The 15,555-nt window shown below is 59.9% G+C and carries 13 protein-coding genes; 3 read left to right on the forward strand and 10 right to left on the reverse strand.

Annotated elements, in window-relative coordinates:
* Positions 1 to 82 precede the first annotated feature (82 nt).
* Positions 83 to 1,423 carry a YihY/virulence factor BrkB family protein gene (locus IE079_RS13915; protein ID WP_189577388.1) on the forward strand — a complete coding sequence of 447 codons (1,341 nt, stop codon included), beginning with the start codon at positions 83 to 85 and terminating at the stop codon, positions 1,421 to 1,423.
* Here IE079_RS13915 and IE079_RS13920 read toward each other — a convergent pair.
* The 10 genes from IE079_RS13920 to IE079_RS13965 all read right to left on the reverse strand — a co-directional run bounded on the left by IE079_RS13920 (position 1,388) and on the right by IE079_RS13965 (position 12,291).
* Entirely contained in the window at positions 1,388 to 2,440 is a 1,053-nt protein-coding gene (locus IE079_RS13920) for an HDOD domain-containing protein (protein ID WP_189577389.1), read from the reverse strand. The genes IE079_RS13915 and IE079_RS13920 overlap by 36 nt on opposite strands.
* Before the next feature lie 123 nt (positions 2,441 to 2,563).
* Positions 2,564 to 3,322, reverse strand: coding sequence for a 16S rRNA (uracil(1498)-N(3))-methyltransferase (locus IE079_RS13925; protein ID WP_189577390.1), 759 nt, complete (start codon positions 3,320 to 3,322; stop codon positions 2,564 to 2,566).
* 70 nt (positions 3,323 to 3,392) lie between these two features.
* Complete coding sequence (locus IE079_RS13930) at positions 3,393 to 4,742, reverse strand: adenosylmethionine--8-amino-7-oxononanoate transaminase (RefSeq protein ID WP_189577391.1); 1,350 nt, start codon at positions 4,740 to 4,742, stop codon at positions 3,393 to 3,395.
* 280 nt (positions 4,743 to 5,022) lie between these two features.
* Positions 5,023 to 5,769, reverse strand: a complete 747-nt coding sequence (locus IE079_RS13935) for an amino acid ABC transporter ATP-binding protein (protein WP_189577392.1) — start codon at positions 5,767 to 5,769, stop codon at positions 5,023 to 5,025.
* A gap of 12 nt (positions 5,770 to 5,781) precedes the next feature.
* The gene (locus IE079_RS13940) at positions 5,782 to 6,453 is read right to left on the reverse strand and encodes an amino acid ABC transporter permease (protein WP_189577393.1); all 672 of its coding nucleotides are present in this window, start codon (positions 6,451 to 6,453) and stop codon (positions 5,782 to 5,784) included.
* A gap of 78 nt (positions 6,454 to 6,531) precedes the next feature.
* Complete coding sequence (locus IE079_RS13945; RefSeq protein ID WP_189577394.1) at positions 6,532 to 7,290, reverse strand: transporter substrate-binding domain-containing protein; 759 nt, start codon at positions 7,288 to 7,290, stop codon at positions 6,532 to 6,534.
* Between the two features lie 146 nt (positions 7,291 to 7,436).
* Positions 7,437 to 8,306: a methylenetetrahydrofolate reductase [NAD(P)H] gene (gene metF, locus IE079_RS13950; RefSeq protein ID WP_189577395.1), complete on the reverse strand. Its 870-nt coding sequence runs from the start codon at positions 8,304 to 8,306 to the stop codon at positions 7,437 to 7,439.
* Positions 8,307 to 8,319: 13 nt separating this feature from the next.
* Complete coding sequence (ahcY, locus tag IE079_RS13955) at positions 8,320 to 9,714, reverse strand: adenosylhomocysteinase (protein WP_189577396.1); 1,395 nt, start codon at positions 9,712 to 9,714, stop codon at positions 8,320 to 8,322.
* Positions 9,715 to 9,960: 246 nt separating this feature from the next.
* Positions 9,961 to 11,151 (reverse strand): methionine adenosyltransferase, encoded by a 1,191-nt coding sequence (metK, locus tag IE079_RS13960; protein WP_189577397.1) that lies wholly within the window; start codon positions 11,149 to 11,151, stop codon positions 9,961 to 9,963.
* Positions 11,152 to 11,277: 126 nt separating this feature from the next.
* Positions 11,278 to 12,291, reverse strand: a complete 1,014-nt coding sequence (locus IE079_RS13965; protein WP_189577398.1) for a metalloregulator ArsR/SmtB family transcription factor — start codon at positions 12,289 to 12,291, stop codon at positions 11,278 to 11,280.
* A 194-nt stretch (positions 12,292 to 12,485) separates the two neighbouring features.
* Here IE079_RS13965 and tkt point away from each other — a divergent pair, with 194 nt between their 5' ends.
* Both tkt and gap read left to right on the forward strand, forming a co-directional pair.
* The gene (gene tkt / locus IE079_RS13970; RefSeq protein WP_189577399.1) at positions 12,486 to 14,486 is read left to right on the forward strand and encodes a transketolase; all 2,001 of its coding nucleotides are present in this window, start codon (positions 12,486 to 12,488) and stop codon (positions 14,484 to 14,486) included.
* Positions 14,486 to 15,517 (forward strand): type I glyceraldehyde-3-phosphate dehydrogenase, encoded by a 1,032-nt coding sequence (gap, locus tag IE079_RS13975; RefSeq protein WP_189577400.1) that lies wholly within the window; start codon positions 14,486 to 14,488, stop codon positions 15,515 to 15,517. Before tkt ends, gap begins: the two co-directional genes overlap by 1 nt.
* Positions 15,518 to 15,555 lie beyond the last annotated feature (38 nt).

Below are 15,555 nucleotides of genomic sequence, written 5' to 3' on the forward strand. Positions count from 1 at the left end.
TCCTCTGTCACCAGGGTTCCGGGTTTGTCCCGACCTGTAATGGCCGGTCAGTAGTGTCCCCCTAAGCAACAAAGGATGTCGTGTGGCCTCATTCCAGTTCAAAGAACGACTCAACCACGCAGAGCGCTGGATCCTCGCCAACCCCAATCCGCCGCAGCGCTGGCCCTGGACATGGCTTTATCAGGCCGGGCGCACAGCCTATGCGGTAATGCGTGATGTCGCCAGTGGCCAGTTGACCCTGCACGCCATGAGTCTTGTGTACACCACTTTGCTCAGTATTGTGCCGTTGCTGGCACTGAGCTTTTCTGTGCTGAAGGCCCTTGGAGTGCACCAGCGTATCGAGCCGTTCCTGTACCAGTTCATGCAGCCCCTCGGCCCTCAGGGGGCAGAGCTGGCGGACCAGGTGCTAAGTTTTGTCGACAATATGAAGGTGGGGGTGCTCGGCTCGGTGGGGCTGGCGTTGCTGGTCTATACGGTAATTGCCCTGGTGCAGAAGATCGAGCGCTCCTTCAATATGATCTGGCGGGTGCCGGATATGCGCTCGCTGGCCCAGCGCTTCTCCAATTACCTGAGTGTGATCATGATCGGGCCGCTGCTGATGGTGTCGGCCATCGGTATATCGGCCACCATTTTCTCGTCGGCGTTCGTGCAGCGGCTGATCGAGATCGAGCCCTTCGGAACGGCCGTACTGCTCCTCAGCCGGCTGACACCGTTCCTGCTGGTGGTGGGTGCGTTCACCTTCGTCTATGTCTTTATTCCCAATACCCGGGTCAAGGTACGCTACGCTGTCATCGGTGGCGTTATTGCCGGGGTGTCCTGGCAGGCCGGGGGGATGATCTTCGCCTCGTTCGTGGCGGGCTCGACCAAATACGCGGCCATTTATTCCAGTTTTGCCATCGGCATCATCGTGCTGATCTGGACCTACATCAACTGGATGATCCTGCTGATGGGCTCGAGTATCGCCTTCTACCTGCAGAATCCGGGCAACGTCTCCAAGCAGCGTGAGGTAGACGCTTCTCCCCAGTTGCAGGAGCAGATAGCGCTGGTACTGATGTGGAGTGTTGGCCAGCCCTTCGCCACGGGGAGGCCAGCGCCGCAACAGGAGAAGCTGGAGCAGGACATGCGGGTGCCGGGCGAGATTACCCGGCGGATCTCCGACAAGCTGATCCGCAAGGGTTTACTGACACTGGCCGGCCCGTCGGGTGATCACCTGGTGCCAGGGCGGGCTCTGGACCTGATCAGCGTGGGCGATGTGCTCCACGCGGTGCGAGACGACGAGGAAGGTATGCTCCGGCGCCTGCCGGCGGTGCTGCCACCGGGATTGACGCCGGAAGTTCCGGGCGAGGAGAGTCGTTCCATGGCGGACCTCATCGAGTCCGCAAGCACGTCAGCGGCTGGAGAACCCCTCGGCCAGAAGGCGTGACAGCACGTGCCGGACCTTGTCCAGCTGCTCCGGGGTAATGGATAGCAGGCCGAGTAATTCATCATCGCCCAGATTGCGCTGATGGGCGTCGCGCAATGCTTCCCGGGTGCCCAGCACAATGCCGTCGTTGAGGGGCGAGCGCTCCTGCCTGGGAGCCGGACGCTCCGCCGTGAGCAGCAGGGCATGGTACCGGGGGGGGAGGTTCCAGGCGTGGGCAATGTTCTGGGCGGTGGCCCACTGGAAGCGTCGCATGGCTTCGTGAAGGGTTTGCGCTGACGGCTGCTGGTCCGGGAACTTGCGCTTGAATATGGCCTGTACCTCCCGCCTGAGCGTCAGGTAGGAGAGCGCGGGCAGCAGCCCGACCATGAAGTAGCTGGTGCTTTCCTGCTTGTTGACCAAGGCGATGAGCTCGGCCGAGCGGGCGCAGGTGACTCCCCAGCGCCAGGCTCTCTGGGCAAAAGCGGATTCCGTGGAGTTGCGGGCGGCCAGCATGGGTCGCATGACCGACGCCGAAGCCACATTGCGGATACCATCAAGCCCCAGCCGGAATACCGCCTGGTCAACGGTGTTTACCGGCTGGTCGCCCACCTTGAAAAAGGGGCTATTGGCCACCTGCAGGACCTGGTTGGTGAGTGAGGCATCGCTGAGGATGATGCTGGTCACTTCCTGGCGGGTGGTGGCCTCACTGGCCAGCGTCCGCATCAGGGTAGGCAGGGTCAACGGCTGCCGGGGAAGTTCCTTCAGGGCGTTGTGATCAAGCCGGTTCTGGAGTTCGCGTAAAACCTTTCCGGTCAGCGGCGACGGTTCCGCAATCTGTCGCGGGGAGCTGTCCAGCAGCCAGCAGAACAGGTGATCTTCCAGTTTTGCAAGTGGTAGCCGGTGTTCGCCAACATCACCGACACCGGAGCTGAGCAGGGTGCGGCCGTGATTCCTGCTGTCGGAGGCTGCGGAGCGGCCATCATGGCTCTCGGGGGCAGGGAACAGCTTGTGTCTGATCCAGGAAAGGATACCCGGCATCCTGAGAGTCTCCTTGAGGTGTCATGGTGTTACGGGGATGCCGCTGCCCCGAGTTGCTGTCGCAGTATAGTACAGTCTGATCAAGGCGTTGTCAGTGGCACTGGGTGCCGTGAAGCATGGGGGCTATCGCCCGGGCGCCTGGTCGGCCCCGCTGAAGTCGCCCCAGAGCCATTGGCATAAAGTTATGGCGGCAACGGGGGCGGTTTCCGTACGTAACACCCTGGGCCCCATGGCTGCCGGGGAAAAGCCGCTTTCCCTTGCCGCAGCGATTTCCGCTTCCGAGAGGCCACCCTCGGGGCCAACCAGAAGCGCAACGCCTTTTTCGGGTGGTGTCATGGTCGACAACGGCTGATCCGTGCGGTGGTGAAGCACCAGCCGCAGGTCGCAGGCTGCACTGAGGCTGAACCAGTCCGCCAGGGAAGTCAGCGGCGCGATGGTGGGTACCGTGGCCCGTCCGCATTGTTCGGCGGCGCTGATGGCCACCTGTTGCCAGTGACGGATACGCTTGTCCTCGCGGTCGCCTTTCAGGCGCACATCACAGCGTTCGCTGGTCAGGGGGACGATGGTATCCACCCCCAGTTCCGTGCTTTTCTGCACGGCGTAATCCATACGGTCGCCCTTGGATATGACCTGGCCGAGCAGAATTTTCAGGCACGGCTCGCAGGTACTTTCTTCTCTTGACAGGATTCGTGCGCTGACCCGCTTCTTGCCCACCTCGTCCAGTTCCGCCGGGTAGTTGGCACCATCACCATTGAACAGTTCCAGCGGTTGCCCGGTCTGCATGCGCAGAACCTTGCCCACGTGGTGGGCGGAACTGTCATCCAGAAAGACGGTGTGACCTTCCTGGAGTGGAGCGTCGGTATAGATTCGCGGGTTGCGCACGGATGTTTCCTGCCGGGTGACTGCTCATGGGAAGCGACAGGTTACCGAAATCGGCTGCCTCCTTACACCTTTAGTCCCTGACAGCGATATCGATGCCTTCGGTAGCGACCTGGGCGAGGTGGCGGATCTGGTCCTCGGTGATCACGTAGGGCGGCATGAAGTAAACCACATTGCCCAGTGGGCGCAACAGGGCCTCCCGGGTCAGTGAGTGCTGATAAACCCGGATGCCGCGACGCTCCTGCCAGGGGAAGGGCTCTTTGGTTTTCCGGTCCTTGACCATTTCGATAGCCAGGGTCATGCCATGCTGACGGATGTCGCCGACATTGGGATGGTCCGCCAGGTGCGCGACCGAGTCAGCCATGGTGCGGGACAGGGCTTTGTTAGCCTGGATAATGCCGTCGTCCCGGAAAATGTCCAGGGTGGCCAGGGCCACGGCGCAGCCGATGGGGTTGCCGGTGTAGCTGTGGCTGTGCAGGAAGGCGCGCAGGGTTTCGTAGTCGTCGTAGAAGGCGTTATACACGTCGTCGGTGGTCAACACCACGGACAGCGGCAGGTAGCCGGCGGTCAGACCCTTGGACAGACACATGAAGTCGGGGGTAATGCCGGACTGCTCGCAGGCGAACATGGTGCCGGTGCGCCCGAAGCCCACGGCAATCTCGTCGGCGATCAGGTGCACACCGTAGCGGGTGCAGGCTTCCCGCAGTTTGGTGTGGTAAATGGGGTGGTGCATGCGCATGCCACCGGCGCACTGGATCATCGGCTCCACCACCACGGCGCAGATTTCGTCGTGCTTTTCGGCCAGGAGTTGCTCCATGGCTTCGAACTGGCGCAGGGCGTATTCCTCGTCGGTCTCCCCCGGTTCCTTGTTGTAGGCGTCCGGCGACGGGGCGGTGAGCACTTCCATCAGCAGTGGCTGGTAAGTGTTCTTGTACAGGGCGACGTCACCCAGAGCCAGGGCGCCCAGGGTTTCGCCGTGGTAGCTGTTGGACAGGTTAACGAAGTTTTTCTTGGTCGGCTTGCCGTGGTTTTTCCAGTAGTGGTAGCTCATCTTGAGGGCGGCCTCGATGGCCGATGAGCCGTTGTCGGCGTAGAAACACTTGTTCAGGCCTTCCGGGGTGACTTCGATCAGTCGCTCCGACAGCTCCACCACGGGTTCATGGCTGAAGCCGGCGAGAATGACGTGCTCCAGCTTCTCGATCTGGTCGCGAATAGCGCCGTTGATGCGCGGATTGGCATGGCCGAACAGGTTGACCCACCAGGAGCTGACGGCATCGATATAGCGGTTGCCTTCAAAGTCTTCCAGCCACACGCCTTTCCCTTTCTTGATGGGAATCAGTGGCAGGGATTCGTGGTCCTTCATCTGGGTACAGGGGTGCCAGACGGATTTAAGGTCACGGGCGACCAGGTCGGCATTGCGCATGGTTGGCTCCGGTTCGGTTGTTGGATGATTCGCTGTTAACCAAATCGGATAATACAGTTAACCGGAGATTGGGGGAAGGCGCCTTTTTTGCCACGGAATCCATGGAAAACACAAAAAAAAATAAAGACAAAGGCTATTTGCCACGAAATCCTCGAAAGAACACGAAAGTAACAACCAAATAGATCTTGAAGGCAGTTCACCTTTTTCGTGTTATTTCGAGGGTTTAGTGGCTAAAAAATCATTTCATCTTTTCTTTCCGTGTCCTTCCGTGGCAAAAAAGTCAGTGTTTGAGCACCCGGGAAAGGAAAGACTGAGTCCGCTCATTCTGCGGATTGTCGAACACATCCTCGGGCTTGCCTTCCTCCACAATCTGGCCCTCGTGGATGTAGAACACCCGGTCGGCCACCTCGCGGGCGAAGCCCATCTCGTGGGTGACCACCATCATGGTCATACCTTCCTTGGCAAGCTCCCGCATCACATCCAGCACCTCACCGATCATTTCCGGATCAAGAGCAGAAGTGGGCTCATCGAACAGCATCAGCCGGGGCTCCATGGCCAGGGCCCGGGCAATCGCTACCCGCTGTTGCTGACCGCCGGAAAGATGGCTGGGGTACTTGTTGGCCTGGTCGGCAATGCCCACACGCTGTAACAGACGCTCAGCGGTGCCATTGGCCACTACCTGGCTCTCGTCCTTTACTTTCATGGGCGCCAGCATGATGTTCTTCTTCACCGTCAGGTGAGGGAACAGGTTGAACTGCTGGAACACCATGCCCACCTGCTTGCGGATCTCGGCGAGGGATTTCTGGTTGCCACCTTTCGGTATCAGCGGATGGCCATCCACCTCCAGGTGACCCGACTCGAATTCCTCCAGCCCGTTCACACAGCGGATCAGCGTGGACTTGCCGGAGCCGCTGGCGCCAATGATCACCACCACCTCGCCGGCGTCCACGGTCAGGTTGATATCCTTCAGCACATGGAGATCGCCGAAGTACTTGTTCATGTCCTCAATCTTTACAATCTGGCTCATTATGTCCGCTCCTTAAACCGACGTCAGGCCGCGCCGCTCAACCAGGCGCAGAATCAGTGACAACGTCAGGGTGATCATCAGGTAGAGTATCGCCACCACGAAGTACACCTCGAAGGCGGTGAAGGTGTTGGCGATATACACCTGACCCTGACGAACCAGCTCGCCAACGCCGATCACCGAGAACAACGAGGTGTCCTTGATGGAGACGATGGCCTGGTTGCCAAGGGGCGGGATCATCCGGCGGAAAGCCTGGGGCCAGACGATGGACCAGAAGGTCTGGGTGCGTGACAGGCCCAGGGACAGGCCTGCTTCGGTCTGGCCCTTGTCGATGGACTGTACGCCACCACGGACTACCTCCGAGATATAGGCGCCGGAATTCAGGGCGATAGCGGCAATACCCGCTGTCAGTGGATCAATGGGACCGCCGATAAGGTCCGGCAGGCCGTAGAATATAAAGAGTACCTGCACCAGGATTGGCGTGCCCCGGAAAATTTCAATGTAGGCGGTAGCGGGCCAGCGCAGGAACCAGTGTTTGTTGATGCTCAGCAGTCCGAAAAAGATACCCAGCACAAAGCCGATAGCCAGGCCGCCGAAGGAAATCAGCAGGGTATAGGGGACACCCTTGAGCAGAAAGGGAATGGAATCGATCGCAGCTTGCCAGTCGAACTGGAACTGAAACTCCACGTTCTGTTTCTCCGTTCAGTTCAGGTGGGAGGTGCCGAAGCCACGCGGCTTCGGCACCTGGTCGGAAATGCCTGTGGTTTACTCGTCTTCCGGCAGTTCGCCGAACCACTTCTTGTAGATCTCGTCGTAGGTACCGTCTTCTTTCATGGAGGCAAGGGCTTCGTTGACCTCATCCACCCATTCACTGCCATTTTTCAGGGCAATGCCGTACTGCTGGCCTTCATACAGCGGTCCGACGGTCTTTACCCGGCCTTCACCTTTGGTCTGGGCAAAGTAGCCAACGTTGGGTGCATCATAGAATACCGCATCAATGGAGCGGCTCATCAGCGCCATATACATGTCGGAGCTGCCCGGGTAGGGGGTGACGCCGTCGTTGTCGTCCAGTTCCCTGGTCAGGAAGTCATAGCTGGTACTGCCGATCTTGGTGCCGATCTCCAGGCCTTCCAGGTCGTCAATGGTTTCCACTTCCTCGTTGTCGGCGCGAACCATGATGCGCAGGCCGGAGTCGTAGTAAGGGTCTGAAAAATCAACGATTTCCTCACGTTCCTCAGTAATGGTGATGCCAGCGATGGCGATGTCCACGTTGCCGGTCTGTAGTGCGGGGATAATGCCGTTGAAGTCCATGGTCTGCAGGTCATATTCGAAACCGGCCCGCTCGGCCACTTCGGAAATGATATCCATGTCAAAACCGATCATCTCGCCGGTTTCCTGGTCCATCATTTCGAAGGGAACGAAGCTCGGATCGGTGACCACCTTTACGGTCTCCGCAGAGGCTACATTGGCAGTAAAGGACAGCGCAGCGGCAACGCCAAGGGGTTTCAGCCAGTTGGTATTCATGGGATCTCCTTTCAGATTAGGAACATACGATTTTAAGCATAGACCATATACAGACGAATTGCAGGTAGCGGTTTGGCTTAGGGAGATCGAAGGGAAGAGAGTAGTCCCCGGAATCGTAAGCGCTGATCCCGGGGGTTTTGGGGTAATCAGAACGAAATCTTGTCCCGGTTGGCCAGGCCAAGGTTGTTCCAGATTTTCAGGCTGGCATCCGCCTGGTTCAGCGTATAGAAATGCAGACCCGGGGCGCCGGCTGTCAGCAGGCGCTCACACATGTCGGTGACCACTTCCTCGCCAAACTTCTTGATGCTCTCTGAATCATCGCCATAGGCTTCCAGCTGCTTGCGGATCCAGCGGGGGATTTCCGCGCCGCACATGTCGGAAAAGCGCACCAGGCTGGAGAAGTTGACGATGGGCATGATGCCCGGCACCACCGGAATGGTGATGCCCAACTTTTCCAGCCGGTCGATGAAGTAGAAGTAGCTGTCCGCGTTGAAGAAGTACTGGGTAATGGCGCTGTTGGCGCCGGCCTTCACCTTGCGCTCGAAGTTCTGCAGGTCTTCCTCGGCGTTGCGGGCCTGGGGGTGGAACTCCGGGTAGGCGGCCACTTCCAGGTTGAAGGTGTCGCCACTGTACTCCCGGATAAACTCCACCAGCTCATTGGCGTAGCGGAGTTCTCCCGCCGCGCCCATGCCCGAGGGCATATCGCCCCGCAGGGCGACGATGCGGTTGACGCCACTTTCCCTGTAGATGTCGAGCAATTCCGCGATGGTCTCCCGGGTGCCGCCCACACACGACAGGTGAGGGGCTGTCGAGATACCTTGGCCGTGCAGGTTCAGCACGGTTTCGATGGTACGATCCCGGGTGGAGCCGCCGGCGCCGAAGGTGACCGAGAAGAAATCCGGGTCCACCTCGGCCAGCCGGTCGCGAACGCCCTGCAGTTTTTCCCTGCCCTGGTCGGTCTTGGGGGGGAAGAACTCGAAGCTGAAGCGGCGCTTGAACTGTTTTTGCGATTCCATCTTGCTGGTCCGATCAGTACTTGTAGCTTTCCGGCTTGTACGGGCCTTCGACCGGTACGCCGATGTATTTCGCCTGTTCCGGGGTCATTCTGGTAATGACGCCGCCGAAGCCTTCTACCATCGCCATGGCCACTTCCTCGTCCAGCTTCTTCGGCAGCACCTTCACGTAGACACCATTGGTCTTGTCCGCAGTGGGCAGCTCGGCGAAACGGCGCTCGAACAGATACATCTGCGCCAGAACCTGGTTGGCGAAGGAGCCGTCCATGATGCGTGACGGGTGACCGGTGGCGTTGCCCAGGTTTACCAGGCGGCCTTCGGACAGCAGGATCAGGTGGTCGTTGCTGGCCTTGTCGCGATAGACCACGTGGACCTGCGGTTTGACCTCGTCCCACTCCCAGTTCTTGCGCATATAGGCGGTGTCGATCTCGTTGTCGAAGTGGCCGATGTTGCACACCACGGCGCCGCTCTTGAGGGCCTTGAGCATGTTGGCATCACACACGTTCATGTTGCCGGTCGTGGTGACCAGCAGATCTGTGTGGGCCAGCAGGTCCTTGTTGATGCTGTCTTCGGAGCCGGTGTTCTCGCCATTGATGTACGGGGAGACCACCTCGAAGCCGTCCATGCAGGCCTGCATGGCACAGATGGGGTCGGCTTCGGTGATCTTGACGATCATGCCTTCCTGGCGCAGGGAGGCGGCCGAGCCCTTGCCCACGTCGCCGTAACCGATCACCAGGGCCTTCTTGCCGGCCATCAGGTGGTCGGTGGCGCGCTTGATGGCGTCGTTCAGGCTGTGGCGACAACCGTACTTGTTGTCGTTCTTGGACTTGGTGACGGCGTCGTTGACGTTGATGGCCGGTACCTTGAGGGTTTCCTCACGCAGCATTTCCTGCAGGCGGTGCACACCGGTGGTGGTTTCCTCGGTAACGCCGTGGCACTTGGCGAGGATGTCCGGGTGCTTGTCGTGGAGCAGGGCGGTGAGGTCGCCGCCGTCGTCCAGGATCAGGTTGGGCTCCCAGCCTTCCACGTCGGCACCCACGGTGCGCTCGAGGCACCAGTCGTACTCTTCATCAGTTTCGCCTTTCCAGGCAAACACCGGCACACCAGCGGCGGCCATGGCAGCGGCGGCCTGGTCCTGGGTGGAGAAGATGTTGCAGGAGGACCAGCGTACGTTGGCGCCCAGCTCGATCAGGGTTTCGATGAGCACGGCGGTCTGGATGGTCATGTGGATGCAGCCCATGATGTTGGCGCCTTTCAGCGGCTGCTCACCTTTGTACTTCTCGCGCAGGGCCATCAGGGCGGGCATTTCGCCCTCGGCGATGTTGATTTCCTTGCGGCCCCAGTCAGCGAGGGTGATGTCGCGGACTTTGTAGTCGTTGAAGCTGTTCAGTTGTTCTGCCGGAGTGCTCATGGTGTTCTCCTGTATGTGTCTTTTTCGACGACGGTTTTGAGGTTCCGTCGTCGTTGGAATTGAGTTGGGTGGCCCGAGGCTACCGGCGAACATTCCCTCTCCCCAACGTGGGAGAGGGCCAGGGTGAGGGGGAGCGACCGCAGGGCGCCGTATTTTAAACTACGGAGTTGGAGTCTCCACCCTCACCCCAACCCTCTCCCCTCAAGGGAGAGGGGGCTGGCGTTCACCTCTACCTTTCGCGAGGCCTCAAATACCTGCTGCGTCTTTCAGGACTGCGGCCCGATCCGTCTTTTCCCACGGGAACGCGGTAAAGGTCTTGCCACCCACCGTCATCTCGAATGGCTCGCGGCCGAAGTGGCCGTAGGCTGCGGTCTGCTGGTACATGGGGTGCAGCAGGTCGAGCATGTTGGTGATGGCGTAGGGGCGCAGGTCGAAGTGCTCCCGTACCAGCTGGATAATCTTGTCGTCGCTGATCTTGCCGGTGCCGAAGGTGTCCAGGGAGATGGAGGTGGGTTGCGCCACGCCGATGGCGTAGGACACCTGGATCTCACACTTGTCGGCCAGGCCGGCGGCGACGATGTTCTTGGCCACGTAACGGCTGGCGTAGGCTGCGGACCGGTCCACCTTGGACGGGTCCTTGCCGGAGAAAGCGCCGCCGCCGTGGCGGGCCATGCCCCCGTAGGTGTCAACGATGATCTTGCGACCGGTAAGGCCACAGTCACCTACCGGGCCGCCAATCACGAACTTGCCGGTGGGGTTGATGTGGAACTGGGTGCCGCTGTGCAGCAGTTCCGCCGGCAGCACGTTCTTGACGATCAGCTCCATTACTGCGTCTTTGAGGTCGGCCTGGGTGACGTCTTCGTCGTGCTGGGTGGACAGTACCACCGCATCGATACCGGTGACGCGGCCGTTTTCGTAGCGGCAGGTAACCTGGCTCTTGGCGTCCGGGCGTAGCCAGGGCAGCAGTCCGCTCCTGCGGGCCTCGGCCTGGCGCTCCATCAGACGGTGGGCGAAAGTGATCGGTGCCGGCATCAGTACATCGGTTTCGTTACTGGCGTAGCCGAACATCAGGCCCTGGTCACCGGCGCCCTGATCTTCCGGTTTCTTGCGGTCGACGCCCTGTGCAATATCCACCGACTGCTTGCCGATGATGTTGATGATGCCGCAGGTGTCGCCGTCGTAGCCCACATCGGAGGAGGTGTAGCCGATGTCCTTGATCACGCCCCGAACCAGGTCTTCCAGGTCTACCCAGGCGCTGGTGGTGATCTCGCCACCGACAATGGCGACACCGGTCTTGACCATGGTTTCACAGGCAACACGGGCGTGAGGGTCATCGGTCAGGATGGTGTCCAGTACCGCATCGGAGATCTGGTCGGCCAGTTTGTCCGGATGGCCTTCGGAGACCGACTCGGATGTGAAGATGCTGTAGTCAGACATAGCACAGGCTCCTCTTGAGCTTGGTGGGCAGGTCCTGCCACTTTTATTGATAACGATGGTTGAGTTCGGCTGTTAACCGATACGTTTCATATTGATAATGGATTCTATATCAAAAGTTTTTGATATTCATTGACTGCGGTGGTCGATTTCAGGCTTGAGGTACTCTCGCACCTGAACCTGGAATCCGTTGCGCAGGCCGATAAACATGGCTTCGCCGGTTTCAAGGCCGGCGTCACTGGCCCAGACATTCAGCTCTTCTGGCTGGAAACCCAGCCACAGGTCTCCGCAGTTCTCCCTGGCCCAGTCCTGGTCATGGCTGCGCAGGTCGCTGATCACCAAATAACCACCACTGTTCATAAGTTCGCTGGCTTCCAGAAAGATGTCGGCCGGGCTCGGAACGTGGTGCAGGACCATATTGGCCACCACCAGATCAAAACGTTGTTGGCCACCGAGGAGCGTGGCGGTCGTGCCCAACACCAACTCCACATTCTCAAGCTTCTGGTCGGTACAGGTCTGGCGAGCCTTGCGAAGCATGTCGGCGGAGTTGTCCACTGCCACCACGTGCTGGCAGATATCGGCGATGACCGGCAGGAAGGCACCCTCGCCGGGGCCGATTTCCAGCGCCGTCCGCCACTGGTGTCGGGCGGCCCGGGCACGGATCAGTTCGGCAGTGGGTTCGGCATAAAGGTCGAAGGCGGCGATCAGCTCCTGCTGCTCCCGGAACTGCTCCGCGTGACGGGCGAAAAAGGCCTGGGACTGGTCGGCCCGCTGGTTCCGGATGGCTTCGATTTTTTCCTGCAGGTGGCTGGCCACCGGAACCTGATCGATGGTCCGGAAGATCTGGCGCACCGCGTCGCCGGTCAGGCTGGTGTTTTCAGCGTTAAGATTCAGTGGACGACGGTAAAAGATGGCGTTGCCTTCCCGTTGTGGTTCCAGCAAGCCCGCCTTGTGCAGCACTTTCAGGTGATGGCTCATGCCTGACTGGCGGACGTCGAACAGTTGACTCAGTTCAAGCACCCCGAAAGTGTCCCTCCGCAGTACACGCAGTATTTCCAGGCGCAGCGGATCGCCGCAGGCCTTGTACAGCGGGGCAAGGGCGTCAAGGCCCGGGTCAGATTTTGGGGTGCTGAGGCTGTTCATGGCGAGCAGTTTAGGGGCTGCTCAGGGTTTGATCAAGATGTATATCAAAAAAGTTTGATATAGGTTTTGGGGTGTTGGATAGCAGTATCCGCAAAAGTGCGACGCTGATTTGCTCCCATGGCCACTAATCGGCGAAAATACGCGCCTTCTTTTTTCGATCTCATGTTTCCTGACTAATGACTGGAGAAACGTCAATGCCCTCTCGTAAAGATCTCGCCAACGCCATTCGCGCGCTGAGCATGGATGCGGTTCAGAAAGCCAAGTCCGGCCACCCGGGGGCGCCCATGGGCATGGCGGATATCGCCGAGGTGTTGTGGAATGACTATCTCAGCCACAACCCGGCTGACCCGCAGTGGGCCAACCGTGACCGCTTCGTGCTGTCTAACGGTCATGGCTCAATGCTGCAGTATTCGCTGCTGCACCTGAGCGGGTATGACGTCTCCATCGATGACATCAAGAATTTCCGTCAGTTGCATTCCAAAACCCCGGGCCACCCCGAGTACGGCTATACCCCGGGTGTGGAAACCACCACCGGCCCGCTGGGACAGGGCATTGCCAATGCGGTTGGTTTCGCGCTGGCGGAAAAGGCACTGGCGGCGCAGTTCAACCGCCCCGGTCATGAAATCGTGGACCATTACACCTACGCTTTCCTGGGCGATGGCTGCCTGATGGAAGGCATCTCCCACGAAGTATCCTCCCTGGCCGGCACCCTGGGTCTGGGCAAACTGATCCTTTTCTATGACGACAACGGCATCTCCATCGATGGCGAAGTGGACGGCTGGTTTACCGACGATACCCCGAAGCGTTTCGAGTCCTACGGCTGGCAGGTCATTCCGGCGGTGGACGGCCACGATGCTGATGCCGTCCGCGCTGCCATCGAAAGTGCCCGCGCCAATACCGACCAGCCCACGATGATCTGCTGCAAGACCGTCATCGGCTATGGTTCACCCAACAAGCAGGGCACCGAGGCGTGTCATGGTGCCGCCCTGGGTGAGGACGAGATCCAGCTGACCCGGGAGAAGCTGGGCTGGAACCACGGTGCCTTCGAAGTTCCCGAGGACATCTACGCCGAGTGGAACGCCAAAGAAAAGGGCGCAGCTGCCCAGAAAGCCTGGGATGACAAGTTCGCCGCCTATGAAAAGGCCGAGCCGGAGCTGGCGGCTGAATTCAAACGCCGCATGAACGGTGACCTGCCAGCGGACTTTTCCGAAAAGGCTGACGCCTATATCCGCGAATGCCAGGAAAAGGGCGAGACCGTCGCCAGCCGCAAGGCCTCCCAGAATACTCTCAATGCCTACGGCCCACTGCTGCCGGAACTGTTGGGCGGATCCGCCGACCTGGCCGGTTCCAACCTGACCATCTGGAACGACAGCAAACCGCTGACCAAAGACGATGCCAGTGGTAACTACGTCTATTATGGCGTGCGCGAGTTCGGCATGGCCGCCATCATGAACGGTATCGCCCTGCACGGCGGTTTCGTGCCCTATGGCGCCACCTTCCTGATCTTCATGGAATACTGCCGCAATGCCGTGCGCATGGCGGCGCTGATGAAGCAGCGGTCCATTCTGGTGTTCACCCATGACTCCATCGGATTGGGTGAAGACGGACCGACCCACCAGCCCGTCGAGCAGCTGGCAAGCCTGCGTACCACGCCCAACATGAGCACCTGGCGCCCGGCTGATGCCGTCGAGTCTGCGGTGGCCTGGAAGGCTGCCCTGGAGCGCACGGACGGACCCACCGCGATGGTGTTCTCCCGGCAGGGGCTGCCCCATCAGGACCGCGATGACAAGCAGCTGGCGAATATTGCCAGAGGCGGCTACATCCTGTCTGACGACAAGGGCACCCCGGACCTGATCCTGATCGCCACCGGTTCCGAAGTAGGCCTGGCCCAGGACGCTGCCGAGAAAGTGCGGGAGCAGGGTCGCAAGGTGCGGGTGGTTTCCATGCCCTCCACCGATGTATTTGACGCACAGAGTGCCCAGTACAAGCAGAGGGTGCTGCCGCTGGATGTGACCAACCGTATTGCCATCGAGGCGGCTATCGAGGACTACTGGTACAAGTATGTAGGCCTGGACGGCCGGGTGATCGGCATGAGCACCTTCGGCGAGTCGGCTCCGGCAGGCGAGTTGTTCCGTGAGTTCGGCTTTACTGTCGACAACGTTGTGGATACCGCACTGGATCTGCTGGATAACTGATGAGCAACGAAGCCCCGGCACGCATCGCCATCAATGGCTATGGCCGTATCGGCCAGTGCGTGCTGCGTGCATTATATGAAAATGGCTACCGGGACCAGCTCAGAGTTGTCGCCATCAACGAGCTGGCTGACCTGGACACGATCGCCCACCTGACACGCTACGACTCCACCCATGGGCGGTTCCGTGGCGAGGTCCAGGCCGACGGTGATCATCTGGTGGTGAACGGCGACCCGATCCGGGTGCTGCGCAGCGCCGATCCGGGCGGCCAGCCCTGGGGCGAGCTCGGTGTGGACCTGGTGCTGGAGTGTTCCGGCTCCTTTACCGACCGCACCACCGCAGAGCAGCATCTGACGGCCGGCGCGAAGCGGCTTCTGTTTTCCCAGCCGGCGGAACCTGATGTGGACCGCACGGTGGTCTATGGCGTCAACGACGACAGCCTGGACGCCGGGGACCGGATTGTCTCGGCCGCTTCCTGCACCACCAATTGTCTTGTACCTGTGATAAAGGTGCTGGACGAAGCCCTGGGAGTCGAGCAGGGCAGCACCACCACCATCCACGCCGCCATGAACGACCAGCCGGTGATTGATGCCTATCACCATCAGGACCTGCGCCGGACCCGCAGTGCTTTGCACAATATTGTACCGGTGGATACCGGCCTGGCACGGGGTATCGAGCGACTGCTGCCAGCCATGAAGGGCCGCTTTAGTTCCGTCGCCATGCGGGTGCCCACGCTGAACGTGTCCGCCATCGACATGGTCGTGAACGTTCGCCGGGACACGTCTGTTGAGGAGGTCAATCGCTTGCTGGCGGACGCCTCGGGTAATGGCCTGAAGGGCGTGCTTGGCTACACTGATGAATTGCTGGCCAGTGCCGACTTCAACCACGATGCCCATTCCGGCATCGTCGACGGAGGCCAGACACGGGTTACCGGTGGGCGCATGGTGAAGGTGCTTTGCTGGTTCGACAATGAATGGGGCTTTGCCAACCGGATGCTGGACGTGAGCCGGCGCTGGTTAGAGAAAACTGATTGATTTGCCACGGAATCCACGGAAGAACACGGAAAAAAGAA

The organism is Marinobacter zhanjiangensis, from assembly GCF_014651935.1.
Classification (GTDB): domain Bacteria; phylum Pseudomonadota; class Gammaproteobacteria; order Pseudomonadales; family Oleiphilaceae; genus Marinobacter; species Marinobacter zhanjiangensis.